This is a genomic window from Acidobacteriota bacterium, from assembly GCA_009838525.1.
Classification (GTDB): Bacteria; Acidobacteriota; Vicinamibacteria; order Vicinamibacterales; family UBA8438; genus VXRJ01.
In genome coordinates, this window is sequence record VXRJ01000002.1 from 26,062 (window position 1) to 45,210 (window position 19,149).

The 19,149-nt window shown below is 65.8% G+C and carries 15 protein-coding genes, 1 tRNA gene and 1 pseudogene; 6 read left to right on the forward strand and 11 right to left on the reverse strand.

The genetic code is table 11. The features are described 5' to 3' along the window. Position 1 precedes the first annotated feature (1 nt). Positions 2-1,180, reverse strand: a complete 1,179-nt coding sequence (locus tag F4Y45_00110) for an ATP-binding protein (protein MXY22917.1) — start codon at positions 1,178-1,180, stop codon at positions 2-4. 143 nt (positions 1,181-1,323) lie between these two features. Between F4Y45_00110 and F4Y45_00115 the strand changes: the two genes are divergently transcribed. Beyond that, a tRNA-Ser gene (locus F4Y45_00115) sits at positions 1,324-1,417 on the forward strand. A gap of 156 nt (positions 1,418-1,573) precedes the next feature. Here F4Y45_00115 and F4Y45_00120 read toward each other — a convergent pair. Together F4Y45_00120 and F4Y45_00125 are read right to left on the reverse strand one after the other, a co-directional pair. Beyond that, a complete protein-coding gene (locus tag F4Y45_00120) occupies positions 1,574-2,884 on the reverse strand; it encodes a hypothetical protein (protein MXY22918.1) in 1,311 nt (436 codons plus the stop codon). 2 nt (positions 2,885-2,886) lie between these two features. Further along, positions 2,887-5,085 carry an AAA domain-containing protein gene (locus F4Y45_00125; protein ID MXY22919.1) on the reverse strand — a complete coding sequence of 733 codons (2,199 nt, stop codon included), beginning with the start codon at positions 5,083-5,085 and terminating at the stop codon, positions 2,887-2,889. 105 nt (positions 5,086-5,190) lie between these two features. On the opposite strand from F4Y45_00125, the gene F4Y45_00130 reads away from it, so the two are divergent. Next, on the forward strand, positions 5,191-5,862 hold the full coding sequence (locus F4Y45_00130) for a hypothetical protein (GenBank protein ID MXY22920.1): 672 nt from the start codon (positions 5,191-5,193) through the stop codon (positions 5,860-5,862). Positions 5,863-5,918: 56 nt separating this feature from the next. Next, positions 5,919-7,433 (forward strand): beta-lactamase family protein, encoded by a 1,515-nt coding sequence (locus F4Y45_00135; protein ID MXY22921.1) that lies wholly within the window; start codon positions 5,919-5,921, stop codon positions 7,431-7,433. 141 nt (positions 7,434-7,574) lie between these two features. On the opposite strand, the pseudogene F4Y45_00140 reads toward F4Y45_00135, so the two are convergent. The 4 genes and pseudogenes from F4Y45_00140 to F4Y45_00155 all read right to left on the reverse strand — a co-directional run bounded on the left by F4Y45_00140 (position 7,575) and on the right by F4Y45_00155 (position 10,406). Beyond that, positions 7,575-8,188: pseudogene (locus F4Y45_00140) on the reverse strand (DUF488 domain-containing protein). Between the two features lie 245 nt (positions 8,189-8,433). Continuing rightward, positions 8,434-8,898 (reverse strand): hypothetical protein, encoded by a 465-nt coding sequence (locus tag F4Y45_00145; protein ID MXY22922.1) that lies wholly within the window; start codon positions 8,896-8,898, stop codon positions 8,434-8,436. A gap of 4 nt (positions 8,899-8,902) precedes the next feature. Beyond that, a complete protein-coding gene (locus F4Y45_00150) occupies positions 8,903-9,616 on the reverse strand; it encodes a DUF1295 domain-containing protein (GenBank protein MXY22923.1) in 714 nt (237 codons plus the stop codon). A 40-nt stretch (positions 9,617-9,656) separates the two neighbouring features. After that, on the reverse strand, positions 9,657-10,406 hold the full coding sequence (locus F4Y45_00155; protein ID MXY22924.1) for a hypothetical protein: 750 nt from the start codon (positions 10,404-10,406) through the stop codon (positions 9,657-9,659). Between the two features lie 244 nt (positions 10,407-10,650). On the opposite strand from F4Y45_00155, the gene F4Y45_00160 reads away from it, so the two are divergent. Further along, a complete protein-coding gene (locus tag F4Y45_00160) occupies positions 10,651-11,130 on the forward strand; it encodes a hypothetical protein (GenBank protein ID MXY22925.1) in 480 nt (159 codons plus the stop codon). A 368-nt stretch (positions 11,131-11,498) separates the two neighbouring features. Further along, positions 11,499-13,193, forward strand: coding sequence for a DUF2075 domain-containing protein (locus F4Y45_00165; protein ID MXY22926.1), 1,695 nt, complete (start codon positions 11,499-11,501; stop codon positions 13,191-13,193). 49 nt (positions 13,194-13,242) lie between these two features. Here the strand turns inward: F4Y45_00165 and F4Y45_00170 are convergent, their stop codons facing one another. Genes F4Y45_00170 through F4Y45_00185 form a run of 4 tightly spaced genes read right to left on the reverse strand, consistent with a single transcriptional unit; the run spans position 13,243 to position 18,110 of the window. Further along, positions 13,243-15,648, reverse strand: coding sequence for a TonB-dependent receptor (locus F4Y45_00170; GenBank protein ID MXY22927.1), 2,406 nt, complete (start codon positions 15,646-15,648; stop codon positions 13,243-13,245). Between the two features lie 60 nt (positions 15,649-15,708). Next, positions 15,709-16,758 (reverse strand): hypothetical protein, encoded by a 1,050-nt coding sequence (locus F4Y45_00175; protein MXY22928.1) that lies wholly within the window; start codon positions 16,756-16,758, stop codon positions 15,709-15,711. A 46-nt stretch (positions 16,759-16,804) separates the two neighbouring features. Next, entirely contained in the window at positions 16,805-17,140 is a 336-nt protein-coding gene (locus F4Y45_00180; protein ID MXY22929.1) for a DUF4258 domain-containing protein, read from the reverse strand. A 52-nt stretch (positions 17,141-17,192) separates the two neighbouring features. Continuing rightward, complete coding sequence (locus F4Y45_00185) at positions 17,193-18,110, reverse strand: hypothetical protein (protein ID MXY22930.1); 918 nt, start codon at positions 18,108-18,110, stop codon at positions 17,193-17,195. 86 nt (positions 18,111-18,196) lie between these two features. Here F4Y45_00185 and F4Y45_00190 point away from each other — a divergent pair, with 86 nt between their 5' ends. Continuing rightward, on the forward strand, positions 18,197-19,114 hold the full coding sequence (locus tag F4Y45_00190; GenBank protein ID MXY22931.1) for an NUDIX hydrolase: 918 nt from the start codon (positions 18,197-18,199) through the stop codon (positions 19,112-19,114). Positions 19,115-19,149 lie beyond the last annotated feature (35 nt).

Below are 19,149 nucleotides of genomic sequence, written 5' to 3' on the forward strand. Positions count from 1 at the left end.
CCTACGTCCAGTCGGCAAGGGCCTCCGGCTGCCCGAGCGGGATGGCGCGCACGTCGTCGTCAAGGGGATAGGCGTTCGGGGCCCGGCAGAAGATCGATAGCGAGCGAACCGAGCCGGGCGGCAACTCGCGGGCGATCCGGAGGAGTGCGCCGGCGTCCCGGGCATCCGGATGCTCGGTCCACTTGGCCTCACCTAGGTGGAACGTCCCTGCGCGATGCAGCAGGAAGTCCGCTTCGCGCGTCCGGTCGGCCCAGAAATGGAAGTCCCAGCCACCACGGCGGTTGGACTGCGCGCGGCGGATTTCGGCGCAGACGAACGTTTCCCACAGAGCGCCGGCGAGCGGCGAGGACCGCAGCCCCTCGATTGTGTGCACACCGCAGAGGAACGCCGCGAGCCCCGCGTCGCGCAGGTACAGCTTCGGCCGCTTGACCAGCCCCTTCGTCCGGTTCGCGAACCACGGCTCGAGAAGCATGACCTGATGCGATGCGGAGAGCGCGGACAGCCATCCACCGGCGGTGGAGCCGCTGATGCCGGTATCCCTTGCGAGATCAGCCTGGTTGAGCAACTGCGCCGAGCGCAAGGCGGCCGCGCGTACGAAGCGCTCGAAGTCGCGAAGGCTCGCAACCTGCAGCAACTGCCGCAGGTCCCGCTCCAGGTAGGTCGCTACGTACGAACGGAAGAAGCCCTCAGCCTCGATATCGCGGTTCTCGTAGAGCTCGGGGAAGCCGCCGCGCACGAGGAAGTCCTCGGCGGTCAGGTCGGGATGCGCCCCTCTTGCCTCGGCGAACGAGAGCGGTTCCAGCTCGATGACGGCGGCACGACCCGCCAGCGAATCCGAGACCGACTTCATCAACCCGAGCGGCTGCGATCCGGTCAGGAGGAAGGCGCCGTACCGCCCGCGCTCCCGATCGACGGCCGCCTTGACGTGGCGAAAGAGGCCGGGTGCGTACTGCACCTCGTCCAGGATCACCGGCGGTGGGTGTCGCGCCAGGAACGTGTCCGGATCGCGTTCCGCCTGCTCCGCTTCGCTCGGCAGATCCAGCGTCACGAAGGTGTGGTCCGGGAACAGCCGGCGCATCAGGCTGGTCTTCCCGGTCTGGCGGGCGCCCGTCAGCACGACGACCGGGCGGGTTGCGGCCCGTTGCAGCAGAAGCGGCTCGATCTGGCGATCAATCCACATCGTGCATATTCTACGATTCAATCCTACGATTTGCACGATACGATCGCCATGGACACGCTCTTCGGCTTTGAGCGCCCGGGGAAGTGCGATATCGTAGGAAGCGCGGTCGGTTCCCGCGTGGTTCCGGCTCGCACTCTCCTTGCGGTGAGGTGGCCGAGAGGCTGAAGGCGGCGGTTTGCTAAACCGTTGAGGGGGCTTTAACCTCCTCCCAGGGTTCGAATCCCTGCCTCACCGCCATTCCTTCGCGTTGCTTCGGAATGACGGTGAGGCAGGGATTCAGGCCTTCGCCTCCACCCTTCCCACGCTCGCTGCGCTCGCTTGTCCGGGCTCGGCTTTCGGCTCGAATCCTGGCGTTTGTGGCGATTCTACGCGCCCGGAACCGGGCCGCGGTGGTCAGCGCAGCAGATCCCGCATCAACGCGCCAACGGCTCCCGCCGGATCGGCCACGTTGAACGGAAAGCACGCCATCTCCAGATCGAGATCATCCGGAAATCGGAAGATGAGCGGGTGGTGAAACTCCGTCGTCCTCGGATAGAGCAGGACGACACGTGGGCAGCGGTATCTCTTCCCGTAGGCGAAGAGCTGGTACGCATCTTCCTGGCTGACGCCATGGTTGGCAGCGCGGGGATCAAGACGCTTCCATTTCGCATCCAGAATGAACCGGACCTGCCTGCGATCGCTCAGGACGATATCCGGCTTCAGCCAAAAGGCTTCCCTGCCCGCGCCGTCCTTCGCTAGAGCCCGCATCGGCCCCTGAGCACGCACCGTGAAGTCGCGCTGATGTCGTCGAATGGCAGCCGTTACGAAGTCCTCGAACACGTCCTCCATCGGAAACAGCATCGCGCGATTGACGTGCGGCCCGGCGAACGTAGCGAGACCCTGCCCAAACAGGAACAATCCGACCCACGGCATCACCGCGTCGTAATGTCGCATCGACCGGTCCACGCGATGGCGCGCCCAGTCATCATCCAGGTTTCTCGACGATGGCACATCGGAGAATACGACGCGTAACTGTTGCACCCGTTGACGGTTCGCGGGATGGCGAACGATAGCCGTGAGCCGTCGTAGCGCGAGGTGGATAAGGCGATTCGCGGGTCGGTCTGCGGTGAACTCGTCGTACCCGACGTAGAAGCGGGAGCGATCGACCAAGTTCTCGCGGATGTGCGGCGGGAACAGGATCCGGCCCCGCAGACAAGCGAGATTTGCCTCCTGCGTCCGGTACGCCCGGGCGAGGCCACGCCGGGTGAGCAGAACGACGCTCGTCAGGAACAGATGGACGAACGCCTCGAACATGTCGAAGCGCTGAATCGCGCGGATGCTTGCACCGTCAAGCTCGGCTTGCCCGAGGCCGCGCCAGTCCCGCAGCATCGTCAGGAAGACCCGCCGGGTGTTTTCATCCCCGCTGGTCATGGAATCAGGAGGGCCACCCGGCTGCTCGCCGAGGTGTCCGGTCGTACCGCCCCTGTCGTGCGAGAGATCGACCTTCGGCAGAATCTCGATCACGGTTCCGCGGCGCGTTTCGATGACGCCGACATAGTTCTGTGCGTGGAGGCGACCGTTCCGGAGTGCGAGAACGGGTCGCCACTGATCCTGTTTTTCGGTCGGCTGCGTGAGCGCGAATCTCTCCAGATCACGCTGTTCGTCCTCACGCAATCCGGTCAGCGCCTGGTGCTCCTGAACCACCAGCACGCGCGGGGCTGGCATGGTCAGGCGCTCGGTGCCGCTATTCCGTCTTCCGCTGACGCCTTCGTCTCGTAAACTGCCCGGTACGCTGTCGGGGAGATCCAGCGGCCGTCATCGTCTGGCAGTAGGCTGTACACGGCGCGATCGGCATCCACCAGATCCCGTCTGACCAGCTCTTCCGGCGGCTCCGATACTTGGACGAACTCGTTGTCATTGAGAACCGCGCGGATCTTTGCCCAGTCGTCGTAGAAGTACTCCTGCAGCAGCGGAATGATGCGGGTCCGGAACATGCTGGCGAGGGCCGGCAGTTTGTCGACACCCAGAAAGTACGTGTGCCCGATCTGGTGCTCCCGGTCCAGCAGGACCGCGATGCGCCGGTTCATGGCGGCCAGAAGCTTGCGACAATCGACACCGTCCGCGTTCGCGCTGACGCCAGGATGGAATGGGTCCGGCATCATCTCCACGAACACGAACCGCCGGCGGAGCGCAGTGTCCAAGAGAGCGATGGATCGGTCTGCGGTGTTCATCGTCCCGACCACGTGCAGGTTCGCCGGCACGCCGAATTCCGCCTTCGAGCCGGGCAGCGTCACCCGCGCTTCGTCGTCCTCGCCAATCCGCTTCGAGTCTTCGATCAGGGTGATCAGTTCGCCGAAGATCCGGGCGATGTTGCCGCGGTTGATCTCGTCGATCACGAGCACGTAGCGCTGGTCCGGGGCCTGCTTGGCGCGATCCACGATGTGCCGGAACACGCCGCGCGACAACTCGTAGCGGACATCCCCACCGACATCTTCGTTATCGGCCGGTTCAGCCGCGCCGCGGCTCGTGCTGCCAACCAGAACGGGCCGAATGCCTTCAACGAAGTCCTCGTAGGTGGTGTTCTGCGTGAACGTCACCATCTCGATCCGTCCGGCTTCTCTATGCTCATCGAACCGGCGCTTAACGCTGTCGCGATCCTCGTGCGTCACCGCACCAACTGCTAGGTCCTCGACGATCGCCACCGCGCGCGTAACCGTGTGCCACGTCTTTCCGGTACCGGGCGGACCGTAGAGGATCTGGTTCAGAGGATGCGTAGTACTTGGGTCGACCGGCCCATTACGATCGCGTATTGCCTCGTCGGTCAGCGTGAAGGTCGGCCGGTACGCGGTAGCTTGACGAAATGCCCGGTAGGTAGCTAGGTGAGGATTGACCTCCGAGAAAGCCACCCTATCGGTCTGGGTGCCTGGGACGAAATCAGCTTCAGACTTGTTGATCCAGTACACGTGAAGTCTGCTCTTCTCGTTCAGTCCATCGGTTTCGGCATAGTCATTTCGATGGACGATACCGATTGCACGCCCTTTCCGGACGCCAGTACGTACCAGGATGACGTCTCCCCGAGAGGGTTCCGTCAGCGGATACGGCGCGCCCCGACCATCGCTGCCAGCGGCCGCCGTCTCCCAAAGGCCCGTGTCCCCTGCCTGCCTCGACGAGTCGGTGTACACCGCGTTGCTCCGGTCGAAGTCCTCCCAACGATCGCTGCCATAGGCGTTCGTGCTGATCTGGAAGAACCTGGATTCGGGTTTCAGCAGCGGTGAGGTGGACATGTAGTGGCTGTACAGGAACGTGTTGAGCTCGCACCCACGGCATCCGGGGAACGTCCGCTTGGCATTGTTCAAGGCTGCCATGAATCCGTCGTAGTCACAGCCCTTCAGGTTCGTGTCCTTGTTTGCGGGGACGAGCTGCAACGCATCTACCGGCACGAAGTAGTTCGGGTTGATCAGGTACAGCGCGTGGGTCAACTTTACTTGTGCGACGAACTTGATCTTCAGGACCTCTCGAAAGGTAGTTGGGTCGATTCGCGGCTCGTCCGTGATCGCCTGTCCAAACAGACGCCAGAGCAGCTCCGGGCTGAAGTTCCTACTGTCATGGAACACAGCAATTGCAACTGCAGGCGGCACGGGGAAAAGGTAGAGGTCGTCGTTCTCCAAGTCGGGAAGGGGAGCTGTCAACTCAAAGCACGCCGTGACGCTGGGATAGACGCGCGGCCGCTGGTACCGCGTGTTCTTCTGAGCCAAGGTGTAGATGAACGAGAACGGATCGATGCCCCGATCTCCGTGCTTGAGCAGTTCCGGCTCCCCGTTCCAGTCCACCTGCTTGGCCTTCTCGAACAGCGAAGTCTCACCACCCTCCGCGATCCGCTCGGTGAGCTCTCGGAACCAGCGCGCCCAATCGTAGATTTCCCTCACCCGTTACCTCCGCTCGTGATGATATCCGCGACACTCCCTGCAGCGGCGGCGCCCGGGTGAGGGTGGGGTAAGATGGGCTCTCGGGCCATTCTGAAAGGAGCTCAGATGAAGAACAAACGAATCCAGTGGGCGGCTGCGGCGGTCTTCGGTGCGTTGGTTCTGTCCGGGCTATCGGTCATGGCCCAGCAAGAGGAGGAGCCACCGCCGATGGGCTTCTTCGTCACGAGTACCGGCGTCGGCGACGGCGCCAACCTGGGTGGCTTGGACGGCGCGGACGCCCACTGCCAGTCGCTGGCGGCCGCGGCCGGCTCCGGCGACCGCACCTGGCGGGCCTACCTGAGCACGCAGGGCCCCGGAGCGGTCAACGCACGCGATCGGATCGGGGAAGGGCCGTGGGCGAACTCGGAGGGCCTCGTCATGGCCACCAACGTCGACAGCCTGCACTACGACAACTCCAACTTCAACTGGACCCACTCGCTGGACGAGAACGGCAACCAGTTCGCATCCCGCATCGACGGGGACCCCGACTTCACGGAGCACGACGTGCTGACCGGCACACAGATGGACGGCACGGCGTTTCCGGCGGGCGATGACCGCACCTGTGGCAACTGGACCAGCAATAGTGACGGCAGCGCCATGCTCGGCCACGCCGACCGCTATTCCTTCACGACGCCGGGTTCGTCCTGGAACACCGCCCACCCGTCACGCGGTTGCTCACAGGACAATCTGGTGGCTACGGGCGGGGCCGGCCTGTTCTACTGCTTTGCCGTCGACTGATGGACGCTCGATGAGAGGGCGACGCGGCGGCGTCTCGCCAGTTCTGGAGAACCCCGATGAAGCCACCGTCAGCGTTGCGTAACGGGGCCGTCGCCGCGGCGCTTGCACTCTTCCTGCACGCCGCAGTTCCGCTTCACGCGCAACAGCCGCTCGCGGACGATGACGGCGTCGCCGACGCCCTCCATCTGTTGAATGTCTGGATGGATGCGGCGCAGGCTTACCGGGGCATACCCGGCGCGTCGCTCTCGGTGGTGCACGACCAGGAGGTCGTCTGGGCGAAGGGCTACGGGTATGCCCACGTGGAGCGGGAGGAGGCCGCGACGGCGGAGACGATGTACTCCATCTGCTCCATCTCGAAGCTCTTCACGTCGGTCGGCGTGCTGCAGTTGCGCGACCAGGGCAAGGTCGACCTCGACGATCCGGTGGGGAAGCACCTGGAGTGGTTCGAGATGCGGGACCAGGATCCGGAGGAGGGCGCGATCACGGTCGAAGGGCTGCTGACGCACACGTCGGGTCTTCCGCGCGAAGTGGGCGTTCCGTACTGGACCGGTCCGGACTATCCCTTCCCGACCCACGAGGAGATCGTCGCGACGGTGTCCACCCAGTCGATGCTGTATCCCCCGCGGACCTACTACCAGTACTCGAATCTGGCGCTGACGCTGGCTGGCGAGATCGTGGCGGCCGCGTCCGGGCGCGCCTACGACGACTACATCCGCGCGAACATCCTCGACCCGCTCGGGATGACCAGCACCTTCACGGACCTGGAGGACCGGTTCCGGGGAAACCGGCTGGCGAGCGGCTACACCCTGCGCGGGCGGGATGGCAAGCGCCAACTGGTTCCGGACTACTGGGTGCGCGGCATCAGCCCCGCCGCCGGGTTCATCTCGACGGTTGAGGACCTGGCGCGCTTCGCCTCGTGGCAGTTCCGCGTGCTCGATGGAGACGATGAGCTGCTCGACCGTAACACGCTGCGCGAGATGCACCGCGTGCACTGGCTCGAACCGGATGGCGAAACCACTTATGGCCTGGGGTTCTCCGTGTGGAAGTCGGACGGAGACACATTCGTCGGACACGGGGGTTCCTGCCCCGGATACCGCAGCCATCTGCTGCTGCGTCCGCAGGACGAGATTGCCACGGTGTTCATGACCAACGGTCAGGGCGTGAATGCCCGCCGGTTCGCGCAGACCGCCTACGACATCGTAGCGCCCGCCCTCCGCAAGGCGGCCGGGAAGACCGGCGGCGCTGGTGCTGCCGGTGAGTCCGCTGCGAGTTCGGGGGGCCGGGAAACGGCGGCTCGGGAGGCGCTCACGCCCTTCACCGGTACCTACCAGCGGCCTCTCGGCGGAGAGGCCGCGGTGCTCATCCGGGAAGGCGAACTGCAGGTACTGCCGCTTCCCACCGACGATCCGCTGGAAGCGCTCACCCGCCTCCGCCACATCGAAGACGGCACCTTCCGGCGGGTGCGCGACGACGGCGAACTCGGGGAGGAGTTCGTTTTCGAGGAGATGCCCGACGGACGCATGCTGATGTGGCGCAACGACAACTACAGCATTCGCGAACCGGGCATCTGAGCCGCCCGTATCCGCCGCGCGACGTTCTAGGGGACGCCAGTCTTCTAGCTCAAATGCCGGATCTCGACGTCGCCCCAGTGTCGATCTAGGTACTCGGCCACTGCCTCGCACTCTTCTTTGTGAAGCCGATGGTCACTAGTCTCATGACTGCAGGTCCACTGTTTCGCCGGAGGCGCCTTCGTCCACGTAGGCAATCCGTGCGGCTTGTGCGGCGTACGCTTGCTCGATCAGTTCAACCCGTGAGAAGAACAGGTTCGGTTCGGCCATGCCGAGCCGAGCCAACAGGCGGTCCACAGTCTCGTCGTGCGGTTCGAGCCTGCCATCCGCGAGGATGTGTGCGACATCCGTTCCGCGTCGCAACAACTCGCGCCCGACCAGGATCGTTCGGTGGCAGTCAATCGGGTCCTTCTCTGCGCACATGAGCGCCACTCGGTAGTTTCGTGCTTCCTGCACTACGCGGTCCAGGCCGCGCTTGAACAGGACGGTGCGAGCCAATCGCGCGTACTGAATCCGTCCGTCTTCGTAGCAGGCCGGATCCTTCGACCGCACGCCTAGTTCGCGCCCGACAAACACGTACCGAATACGGTGCTCCCGCAGGGCGTCCGAAAACGTCTCCCGATTGAACTGCGGGTTGAACGGCTGTACGGTGCCGAGCGGACGTCCGCAACCGTGGTGACGCCATGCTCTTGAACCAGGGCCACGAAGTCGGCCATCGGGTGCGTCGAGTGGCCAACCGTCAATACGGACGTGCTCATCTGGGGCTCCCCGAACACTCGACGATTGCGGCAATGAGCTTGATCCACAAGTGGTATTCCGCACCATGATGACGGAAACGGCCCTGCACGCGTCTCTTTCGGTTCCCGAACGCTTCGCCGGGTGCAAGAACAGCAACCGTCATACGACTCACTGTTGCAGCTCCGGTCTTGACCCAGTACTGCGCAGGATCGAGCAACGAGTTCTCCTGTTCAGTGAGAACTCGTCGAGGGCAGCGACAAACCCGTCATTGAGGCGTGAACCGGAAAGTCCCGGTGTGGGCCATGGCGCAATCGCGTGTCTCCCACGTGCCCTCCATCCGCGTGGTGGTAGCGATCGCCACCACCATGGAGATCGAGCATTCCGCCGTATCGTACGGCTGAAGCGTCAGGATCGCCGTTGATCCGGCGACCGTCCCGGTCAGGGTGCCGGACCTTGTTCCATCAGCCTCGAATACCGTCCAGAAACCGCTGAGGACGAAACCGGTCTGGAGCAACGTCAACGTTGCTGTCCTGAACTCCGTAGACAGGCTGCTGAACCATCCCAGCCAGGTTCCATTCAGCGACGGACCCGATGGGGCGGTTGGAATGGACGGGCCGAACTCGCCGCAACTGCCGGCCAGGACGGCCAACAGGACCACAGACCGCAACCAGCGCGTCCACAGGCCGACCGCGCCGAGGATCCCGCGGGGCTTTCCCGTCGATGTGGGCATGTTCTCAGAGCACTCCAGGGATCACGGCCTTGCGTCCCGCTGGATAGTCTGCGAACCGTTCCCGATACCACCGGTGGTGGCTGAGCGCCCTGGGGACGAGGTTGGCCGCCGTGTACGTGAAGAACGCGAGCCCGCCCAGCGACCACGTGGCCAGCGCCCACCCGAACCATTCCAGCAACTCCCCTAGGTAGTTGGGGCAGGAGACGTAGCGGAATGCCCCGCCGCGCGGGATGAAGTATCCAGTTCGGCCGGGCTTGCGCAGGCCGAGCAGGATGTTGTCCGAGTGGACATTCAGGGTCAGGCCGGCCGCGAAGAGGGCCAGCCCAGCCAGGAAACGCGGATCTCCCAGCCACGCGGCGCCGTATTCCGCGAACTCCGAGATGAAACGCGCGTTGACGTACGCGTTGACCGCGTTGAAGGCGAACCCGGTGCCCACGACCGCAATGGGCATCCTTTTGCCCGCAGTTCGCGTCCGAAGGGAGTAGACGAAGGTCCGGTGCAGGTAGTGGCATTGCCAGATGCCGAGAAGGACCAGGGGAACCGGCTGACTGGCCGCCCCTCCCACGAAGTAGATGGCCGCGAAGAGGGCGGTCGCGGGAAGTTCCATGACGACCCACCCGGCCCGGTTCGACATTTCCGGGCCCCAGCCGCGCCCCGAATAGTGCCGTCCGTACGGCGCGTTAAGACGTAGCAGGCTCACGAAGGTCAGGACCGCCATCGCGAACACGGCCCACACGAGCGCCCCGTGGAATGTCTGCTCAGTCACCGTCCCGGCGCACCAGCTCGGGCAGCACCTTGCCGATCTCACCGTGCACGACCGCGTCCGCGATGCCGTCGAGGGGGGTCGGGTCGCGGTTGACGATGATCAGCCGCGCGCCGGCCAGCCGGGCTATGCGCGGGATCGATGCGGCCGGTTCGACCACCAGGGAGGAGCCGACCGCGATCATCAGGTCGCAGGTCTCCGCCGCGCTCTGCGCCCGCACCATGACGTCGTGCGGCATCGCCTGGCCGAAAGAGATGGTCGCCGGCTTGAGGGGCCCGCCGCACCGCCGGCAGCGCGGCGCCTTCTCGCCGGCCTCGATGCGCCGGCACGCCTCGTCCGAGGTAATGCGATCGCCGCAGGTCAGGCAGACCGCCTCGGTGGTCGTGCCATGCAACTCGAGGACCTTGTCGGCGGGCAGTCCCGAGCGCTGGTGGAGGCGCTCGATGTTCTGCGTGATCAGCGCGTCGAGCCGTCCCTGCCGGTGGAGCTCGACGAAGGCGTAGTGCCCGGCGTTCGGTTGCGCGTCGCGCATGGCGGGCCAGGCGAGGGCTTTCTGCCGCCAGTACTCGACGCGTCCCGCCTCGCTGGAGACGAACTCCTGGAAGTCGACGATGCGGTTCTGCGCCCACACGCCGTTCGGGCTGCGGAAATCCGGCACGCCGGACTCGGTCGAGATACCCGCGCCGGTGAAGCCGACTATTCGCGCCGCCCGCGCAACCAGCCGTCTGGCGCTGTCCACATCCATGCCGGGATTCTATGTGGACCGCCTGACGCCGAGTGGGGCCGTGCCGCTGCGCCACGCGACCCGCTCACGGAACGAGCATTCGTGTCGGCGCTCTTCGCGGTCACCGATGCGGTGCTCCTCGCCGTGCTGGCCTGCTGGGTTCCCGCGCAGCGGGCGGCGGGCCACAGACCCGTCGGAGATGCTCTGCGGCGGCGAGTGAACCGACGGTCGTCCTGCCTGCACCATCGGCACTGGAAGCACCGTCGTGACTGACACCGGCGAGCGGGCCCACGTAGAGAGAGCAGGTGTGGTCGAGATGGCCCTGCCGTTTACACAGGCGTTCCCGCTATTCAACGCGGAGGGCGAACGACGATGGGTGGCAGCGTGGAACCCGCGTCAGGTGTATCCGCGCGAACCCGGTCCGGGAGAAGGCGTCGTCTTCCAGACCACCAACAAGGGCGTCGGCACCGCGACCTGGGTGCAGACTCGTCACGACCCCGCAGCGGGCGTAGCGGCCTTTGTGTACTTGGTGCCGGACCACCACGTTGCCTTGGTGGACGTAAGCGTGACCCCTGCCGGGAAGGGCCGAAGCCGCGCACTCGTGAAGTACCGTATGACGTCCCTGTCATGCGACGCAGACGACTACGTACGAGCGTTCGGCGACGACTTCGAGGACACCATGGACGAATGGGCCGACGCGATTCAGCGGCACATCGTGGAGGGTGTCCCACTTGCCGATGAGTGAGAGTGGAGGTCATGCTCGACCGGACACAAGTGCGTGGACTGCCTTGAGGCCCTTGGACACCAACTTTCCGCCGGGAGCCGGAACCACCGTTGAGCGACAACACCGATCCACGGAACAGAAATAGGTTAGTAGGACCGGCGGCGGCATCCGAGGCCAAGCGCGGTTGGAACTCTGATTTCGTTCGGTTCAACGCCACACATCGTTCGCGGATTCTCCAACGGCTGCGACTCACCTATCCCGAATCGACGAGGGAAGAACGTCGTTCCTGGGGCGACACGGTACCGAAGCTCCAGCAGGAGGTAGGCGAGGTTGTCCGCTTGGACACTCACTTCGCTCGATGTACGGCGGTTCTCGAGTACGAGTTACCTATGGAATCGCGGCGAGCGGACGCGGTCCTGCTCCTCCACGGAAGCATCGTCGTGATCGAGCTCAAGGGAAAACAAGTCCCATCCGACGCCGACATCGATCAGGCGCATGCCTACGCTCGTGACCTGCGCTGTTACCACCGCGAGTGTCACGACCGACCTGTGCACGCTGTCCTTGTGCCTACGCGCATGCGTGGTCATCACGGACTGGATCGGAATGTGCATGTATGTGGGCCGGACGCTCTCGACACTCTTGTGGGCAACATCGACACGCCGCGGATTGGACCGTCCATTAGTGCACGTCACTTTCTGGCGGCCGATGCGTACAGGCCACTACCCTCCCTGATCCGGGCGGCTCGGGAGCTGTTCCTTCACAAGCGACCGCCACAGCTTTGGCAAGCCGCAGCCAATACCGACGCCGCAGTAGATCACATTGCGCGGATCGTGGCCGATGCGAGTCTCACGAGGACAAGACGGCTCGTGTTGCTAGCGGGCGTTCCCGGTGCCGGGAAGACACTGGTAGGCATGCGTATCGTGCACGATCCGGGGTTGGATCTCTTGAAGCGGGGTGATCGAGGCGCGCCGGCGGTGTTTCTATCAGGCAATGGGCCGCTCGTCGAGGTGCTGCAGTACGTGCTGGGTCAGGCTGGCGGGGCCGGGCGTGCATTCGTGCGGCCCATCCGGGAGTACGTACGCCGCTATGAGCGGCGCCCCGGTCTGATGCCGTCCGAACATGTAGTTGTCTTCGACGAGGCCCAGCGCGCGTTCGACCGGGCGAAGGTCGCTGATACGCACAACCAATCCCTCGCCCACGCCCGTTCGGAACCGGAGCACTTTATTGAGTTCGCGGAGCGAATACCCGAGTGGTCAGTGATTGTGGGCCTTGTGGGTAGCGGGCAGGAGATTCATGTCGGGGAGGAAGGCGGCCTTAGCCTCTGGGCCGACGCGATCCGCCGTAGCAGCAATCCGGACCACTGGACCGTGCACGTACCGCCCAATAGCGCTGACAGTTTTCGCGGACTAACTGTTCACGCGTCGACGGAGTTGACGCTGGACGAAACGCTCCGGTCGCATCGGGCGGTACGCCTGCACGCGTTCATTGCGACGCTTCTGCACAAGAAACCGCCCAGGGCGCAAGCCCTACGAGCACTCGCGGAGGAGCTGCGGGATAACGGTCATGACCTGCGTATCACACGAAACCGCGCGGTAGCCGAACGGTATCTCAGGGAGCGTTACGGGAACCACCCGGATGCGCGCTTTGGTCTCATGGCGTCGAGCCGAGATCGTGACCTCGTTCGGTTCGGGGTGCCAAACGACTACCAGTCGACTAAGCGGGTGCGCCACGGACCCTGGTACAACGATGGTGAATCAGATGCAGGCGGACGGTCGTGTCGTTACCTCCGAGATTGTGTGACTGAATTCGGCGCCCAAGGGCTAGAACTCGACGCAGTCTTGCTCGCATGGGGCACGGACTTCGTCCTGTCTGGAGGCCGGTGGGTGACTGATCGCGCGCGACGGTACCGATCAGCCGGTCACGCTACAGTGCATGATCCGTGGCAACTGCGAGCGAACGCCTATCGCGTGCTGCTCACCAGAGGTCGTGACGCGCACGTCGTCTTTGTACCGCCCTTGGCGGAGTTGGACGAGACATGGACTTACCTGTGTGCTTGTGGTTTTCGACCGCTTAGTGGTTCCTAGTCGCCGGGCGGTGCTGACACGGAGGCGGGACACCGGCTGGCGGACGTCGTCAGAAGTCGAACCGCGTGGAGAGCCCGAAGCGCCGAGGCGGGTTGGTGAGATAGCCCACCCGGGCCAGGGTGCCCCGCTCCTGGTCGAGGGCGAGCAACGCCCGCTCGTCGGTGAGGTTGTTGATGAAGAAGGCGACGTCCCAGGCGCCGGTGAGGACGCCAATCCGCAGGTTGAGGAGGTTGTAGGCCGGCAGCTCGGGCTCGAACCGGAACGTGTCCTCCGTCAGTGGGCCGCCGACGGTGTTCGGGAGGGCGAGCAGGTTGACGGCGCCGAAGCCCGCCGCCTGGTCGCCGATCTGGGTGAAGCGCGATCCGACGTGCTGGAAGGTGCCGCTGAGGTAGCCTACCCGGCTCCCCATGATCCAGCGCCAGGTGGCGGCGGCCGTCGTCTGGAACAGGGGAGTCGTGGGCAGGCGCTTGCCCTCCTCGATGCCCGCGATGATGCCGGTGGAATTGTCGTCGGCGTCGTAGGATTCGAGGGTCGACTGGAGTCTGCCGTCGGCCACGCTGGCGGCTATGGCGAAGTCGAAGAGGGGAGTCGGCTGGGCCGCTATCTCCAGCTCCATGCCGGCACTGCGTGATTCCGGCACGTTGAAGATGATCCGCGACGAGCAGGAGCCGGCGGTCACCGTCGCCTGCAGGTTGCGGATGTCCATGTAGAAGCCGGAGACGTTCAGCGTGCCCTGCCCGCCGAGGAAGGTGGACTTGGCTCCCACCTCGTAGTTCCAGAGTTCCTCGTCCTCCCAGGTGTCTCGGTTGCCGAACGTCTCGAGGTCCCGGGGCGTGCAGATCGGGACGTTGAGCGGATCGTTGATGCCGCCGAGGCGGAATCCCTTGGAGACCTGGGCGTTCATCTGGGTGGCATCGGTTACGTCGTAGCTGGCGATGAAGCGCGGCGCTGCGCCCCGGGCGCTGATGCTGCCCCGATTGGTCCCGGCGTCGGCGAAGATCCCGTCGAAGGTCTGGACGCGGTGTTCGTCGAAGTCGTACCAGCGCAGGCCTCCGGTGAGGTTGAACCGCTCGGTGATCGCCACCGAGACCTCGCCGAACAGGGCTACCTGAGCGAAGTCGTAGTCGAGGTCGGAGAAGAACAGCTCGTCGCGCGCGGCGTGCACCTGCTGGGTGGGAATGCCGGTGGCGGCCTCGAAGCCCGTGATCGGCAGGCTCTGGCCGTAGCGGCGGTCGGCGTCGCTGTAGAAGAAGCCGCCGACCCAGTCGACGCGGTCCCGAGAGCCCGAGAGCCGCAACTCCTCCGTCACGGCGATCGCGGTCGTCGTGTCGATGAGGGGCGCGTCGAGCGTATAGGCGTCCTCGCCGAGTCCGATCGTGCCGCCGATCACGCTGGCCGCCAGCGCGGTGGAGTCGCGGACCACCTCGACGTCACGCTTGGTGATTGAAGTGATCGAGGTCAGCAGCACGCCGCCGAAGTTGTAGTCGACCCTCAGGTCTCCCAGCAGGAATCGGTCGCTGAACGGCTCTTCGAACTGGGTGAACAGTTCGCGCTCGCCCAGCCGGACCGGCGGCCGCGTCGTCGTGTAGGGATTGGCGAGGATGTTGTAGTCGTCGATCCGGTTCCAGCCATCCGTCGACACGTCCTGATAGAGGATGCGCGGCGTGACCGACAACCGCTCGTTCGGCTGGAGGAGAAACGCCAGGCGTGCGCCGGTACGCCGGCCGCTGTTGACGTCCTCGTTGGTGGAGCCGCCGGGTTGCACCGCGTCCATGAAGCCGCCGAGAACGGTGTTGTAGGCGGTGACCCGGGCCGCCGCGGCCTCCCCCATCGGGATGTTGACCGCGAACTTGGCATCGTTGCCGAAGCCGCCGTCGTGCAGCGAGTCGAAGCCGAGCTCGCCGGTGCCTTCAAGAACGCCGAGTTCGGGCTGGTTCGTGATGTAGCGCACCGTGCCGGAGAGCGAGCCCGACCCGAACAGCGTGCCCTGCGGGCCGCGCAGGACCTCGATGCGCGACATGTCGAACAAGTCGAGGTCCGGGGTGAACAGCGAGAGCGAGACGACGGACTCGTCGAGATAGACGCCGACCTGCTCCTTGACGCCCGGCTGGTCGCGCACGATCTGGCCGGCGGAGACGCCGCGCATGGCGATCTGGCTCTGGCCGGGGCCGAGGTTCTGGACCGAGAAGCCGGCGACGTTCGCCGAGACATCCTCGATGCTGTTGGCGCCCCGGTTGCGCAGCACTTGCTGCGTCTGCGCCACCACCGAGAAGGGTACCGACTGGAGGTTCTCCTCGCGCTTGCGGGCGGTCACGCGGACCGTCACCTCCTCGGTGAACTGCGGTGTCTCGTCGGACTCCGGTTGATCGTTCTGCTGCGCTGCCGTGGGCTGCGCGGCGGAGAGCAGGATGGCGACGCCTAGCGCCGCCGTGCCGAACGAAGCGCCGCGAAGCATGCGCGGAGCATACCCCGTTGCGCTGCCGCTGCATGTGGCGGCCGGCGAACCCGGCGGGCTCTACGGCTGCCGCGCCTCCGCCGCGCGGGTGGAACGCAGCGAGAGCTCAGCCGCGTAGTTCCCCTCGTGACAGGCGTACTCGTAGATGACGCCGGTGCCGGGGGCCGGTCGCAGGAAGACACGCGCGGTCCAGGGTTGGGTCCAGGTCGAGGGGTCGTCCAGCGTGAACTCGTACTGCAGCAGCTCGGGTCCGACGCGGCTGAATCGCTCGGTCATCCGGACGTCGGGCGTCGAACCGTGCACGCCGCGCAACAGATTCGAGGTCTCCACCACCAGGGTGTCTCCGTCCCAGCGCCCGCGCGAGCTGCCCACGACGCTCGGCGGCCCGACCCGGCTCGGCGCCGCGTCGCCAATCGGAATCAGCCGCGTTTCGTGATGCATCTCGAGCTGTATCGCGACATAGTCGGGGGTCTGGAAGATCTGGTAGTTGCTGTTGTAGCCGCGCCCGCTCAACATCGGACTGCCGCCCCGACAGCGAACTCCCGGGTCGAGGCGGTCCAGTTCTTCGGCAACCGTTTCCGGGCGATCGGCCGGGATGGTGCGGCGCGCCTCCTGTTGTTGCCGCCTGCGCTCCTCCGCCCCGGCCGCCAGCGGCGGCAGGCGCCCGTTGGGAGGATCGATGATCAGGGACGTGCGGTTGTCGAGCCAGCGGTGACCCATCCACTGCTGGCCGTAGCTGTAGAACGGGTACCTCGCGGGCGGCGGCTCGCCCTCCAGCGAGCCCAGGGCTCTGAGGAACACCTGGTCGCCGAACAACGCGTCGTCCGCGCCGCCGACAACCGCGGCCGCGTGCTCGCCCAGCTCCGCGACCTCCTCATCCGTGAGCGTCGTCCGGTCAGCCAGTGCCTCCGGCCGCTGCAGCGGCGTTGCCGAGTCATTGGCCCAGACTCCCTGCAGATCGGGCCGGCCGTCAGCCAGGCGCGGCGCCTGCCACCCCTCCGGCGCCGCGGTCGAGATGATCGTGACGGACCTCGGATGCTGGGCCGTTACCGTCACTCCTACCGAAGCTGCGACGACCACTGCGAGCGCTGCGATCCACTGCCTGCTCATCTCGTGACTCCTCCGTGAGCCTCCGGACGCCTCACCAGCCAGTAGGTCAGGCACCGGCGCGTCGTCGTCGGCGGCGACGCCGGCGGGGCCGTAATCCGCGAAAGTCGTGGTTGCGGTAGGCGGTCATCACCGCGTCGTTACGGCAGACGACCTGAACGCCTTCCTCTGTGGTCAGGTCGATACCCGCCAGACGGAAGCGGGCAACTTCCTTCCTGCCGATGGCGTAGATGGTGGCGCCCCGGGCATGGAACACCCGGCCGTACTCGAGCACCCGCTGCACGGCGGCGTACGACAGGCGGCGGGCGGAAATCCGTTTCCTTGCATGTCGGGTCAGGTTCTGGAACCCGCGTAGATGGTCGACGTTGCGGGTAATGCTGTTCATGACGGCTCCTGTCATGTTGGCGCAAGCTGTTGCGCAACCCACGTCCGATGGTCTACATCTCGTTTATCGGATCATGCGTGAAGAAGGCCGCGTGCACAACCCCCCCGTCGAGGGTTAGCGCCTGGCCGACGAGCCGCTTGTCGGCCACGCGGCGCTCGACGCCGAGACCTACGCCGGGCGCCTCCTTTCCCGGCGCCAGCGCGAAGCGTCGCGCCAGCTCCAGCACGCGCGTGGCGGACGGCCGACCCTCTACGTCGGGTGACTCGAGCAGGTACGACCGGATGAGCGCCGGCCAGTGTGCCGCCAGCAGATCGGGTGCTCCGAAGAGGTCCATCCCCTGCACCCACCGCCCGTGAGTGACGGCGATGCCGCACTGGCCGGGCAGCGGCCCGCCCGCGGCGAGCTTCTCGATCGCCTGGGCCCGGGACCGATCGCGGCGGTAGGTCTCCCGGCGCATCTCGGCCGCCGCACCGGTAGGCGACTCCACCGACGCGTCGTCCAGCATCGCATCGACCTCGTGCCAGACCCCCGACTGGTCTCCTTCGCGAGAGCCTCGCTGCCTCATGGACCTTGCTACCCCGGCCTGTTGCGCCGCGCGGACCCGGTTGGGAGCGAACGCCTCGTCGCGGCGGTAAGTCTGGCGGCGGCCCCAGCGGCCCCGTTCGAGGCACGACACGGGGATCTCCAGGCCGGCCTTGGCCGGCACGAGGACGGTCGCGTTGAGGGCGCGGTTCTGCTTGCCGCCGATGAAGTGTTCGCCCTCAACGACCAGCACGGGCTTGTCGCCCGGGTTGCGCACCCGCAGCGTTTTCACCGCGGCCTCGTCGAGCTCGTCGATGACAAGGCCCGAGGCCTCGCCCGTGGTGATCGGCGGCAGGCCGTTGGCCGCCAGATACACGGGGAAGAAGGACACGCCGAGCCGGGTGATCGGCGAGCCGATAGCGACGGTTTCGAGCTGCGAGTTCGTCATGGGCACCTCCATCTAGTTATTGTTTAACAGACAATAATAGAGATGGACGCTTGCTTTTGTCAAGAGGACAATATATTTTCAGTCCCGTGGCCCCCGGCGCGCCCTCCGGCTACGATCCCCGCGCCTACCCCCCGTTTGCCGTCACCGTGGACATTGCCGTCTTCACCATCCGGGACGACGCGCTGCACGTGTTGCTGATCGAGCGCGGTCAGGAGCCGTTCAAGGGAGCCCTCGCGCTACCGGGGGGTTTTGTCAAACCGGACGAGGACCTGGATGAGGCCGCGGCCCGGGAGCTGGCCGAGGAAACCGGCCTGCGCGACGGTTCCTGGCACCTGGAACAACTCGGGAGCTACGGCGCTCCGGACCGGGACCCGCGCATGCGGGTGGTCACCGTCGCCTACTGGGCGATCTGCGCCGGGCTGCCGGGGTTGCGCGCCGGTACCGATGCCGCTCTCGCGCTGCTGGTGCCGGTAGAGGAGATCGAGGTGGGCAACGCGCGCCTCGCGTTCGATCACGAACGCATCGTCAGGGACGCCGTCGAGCGGACGCGGTCCAAGCTGGAGTACACGGCCCTGGCCGCGAAGTTCTGTCCGCCGGAGTTCACGATCGCCCAGCTTCGCCGCGTCTACGAAGCGGTCTGGAACACGCATCTCGACCCCGGCAACTTCCAGCGCAACGTTCAGGAGAGCGGGGCCTTCGAGAAGCGCGGCGGGGCGGTGTCCTCCTTCCGCTCCCGCCGCGGGCGGCGCGCGGCGCTCTGGTCGGTTCGTGAATCGGCCTTCAGCATGGCCCCGCCTTCCGCTCCCCTGGACCGGGCGCTCGCCCGGCGACGGCGACCGACGTGGCCCCAGTCACCCGTCATGTCGGGCCCTCCACCTGACCCGAGCGAGGTCGACGCGGCGCCGTCGGCCGACGAATCCGACCCGCCGCAGGCTGCGGACGAGGCCGGCTCACCACCGCCGGGTGAGGCCGGTTCACCGCCGAAGAAGGACGACAAGACCTAGCAGCCCAGGCTGGAATGGCTCGCGCCGGGACCGGT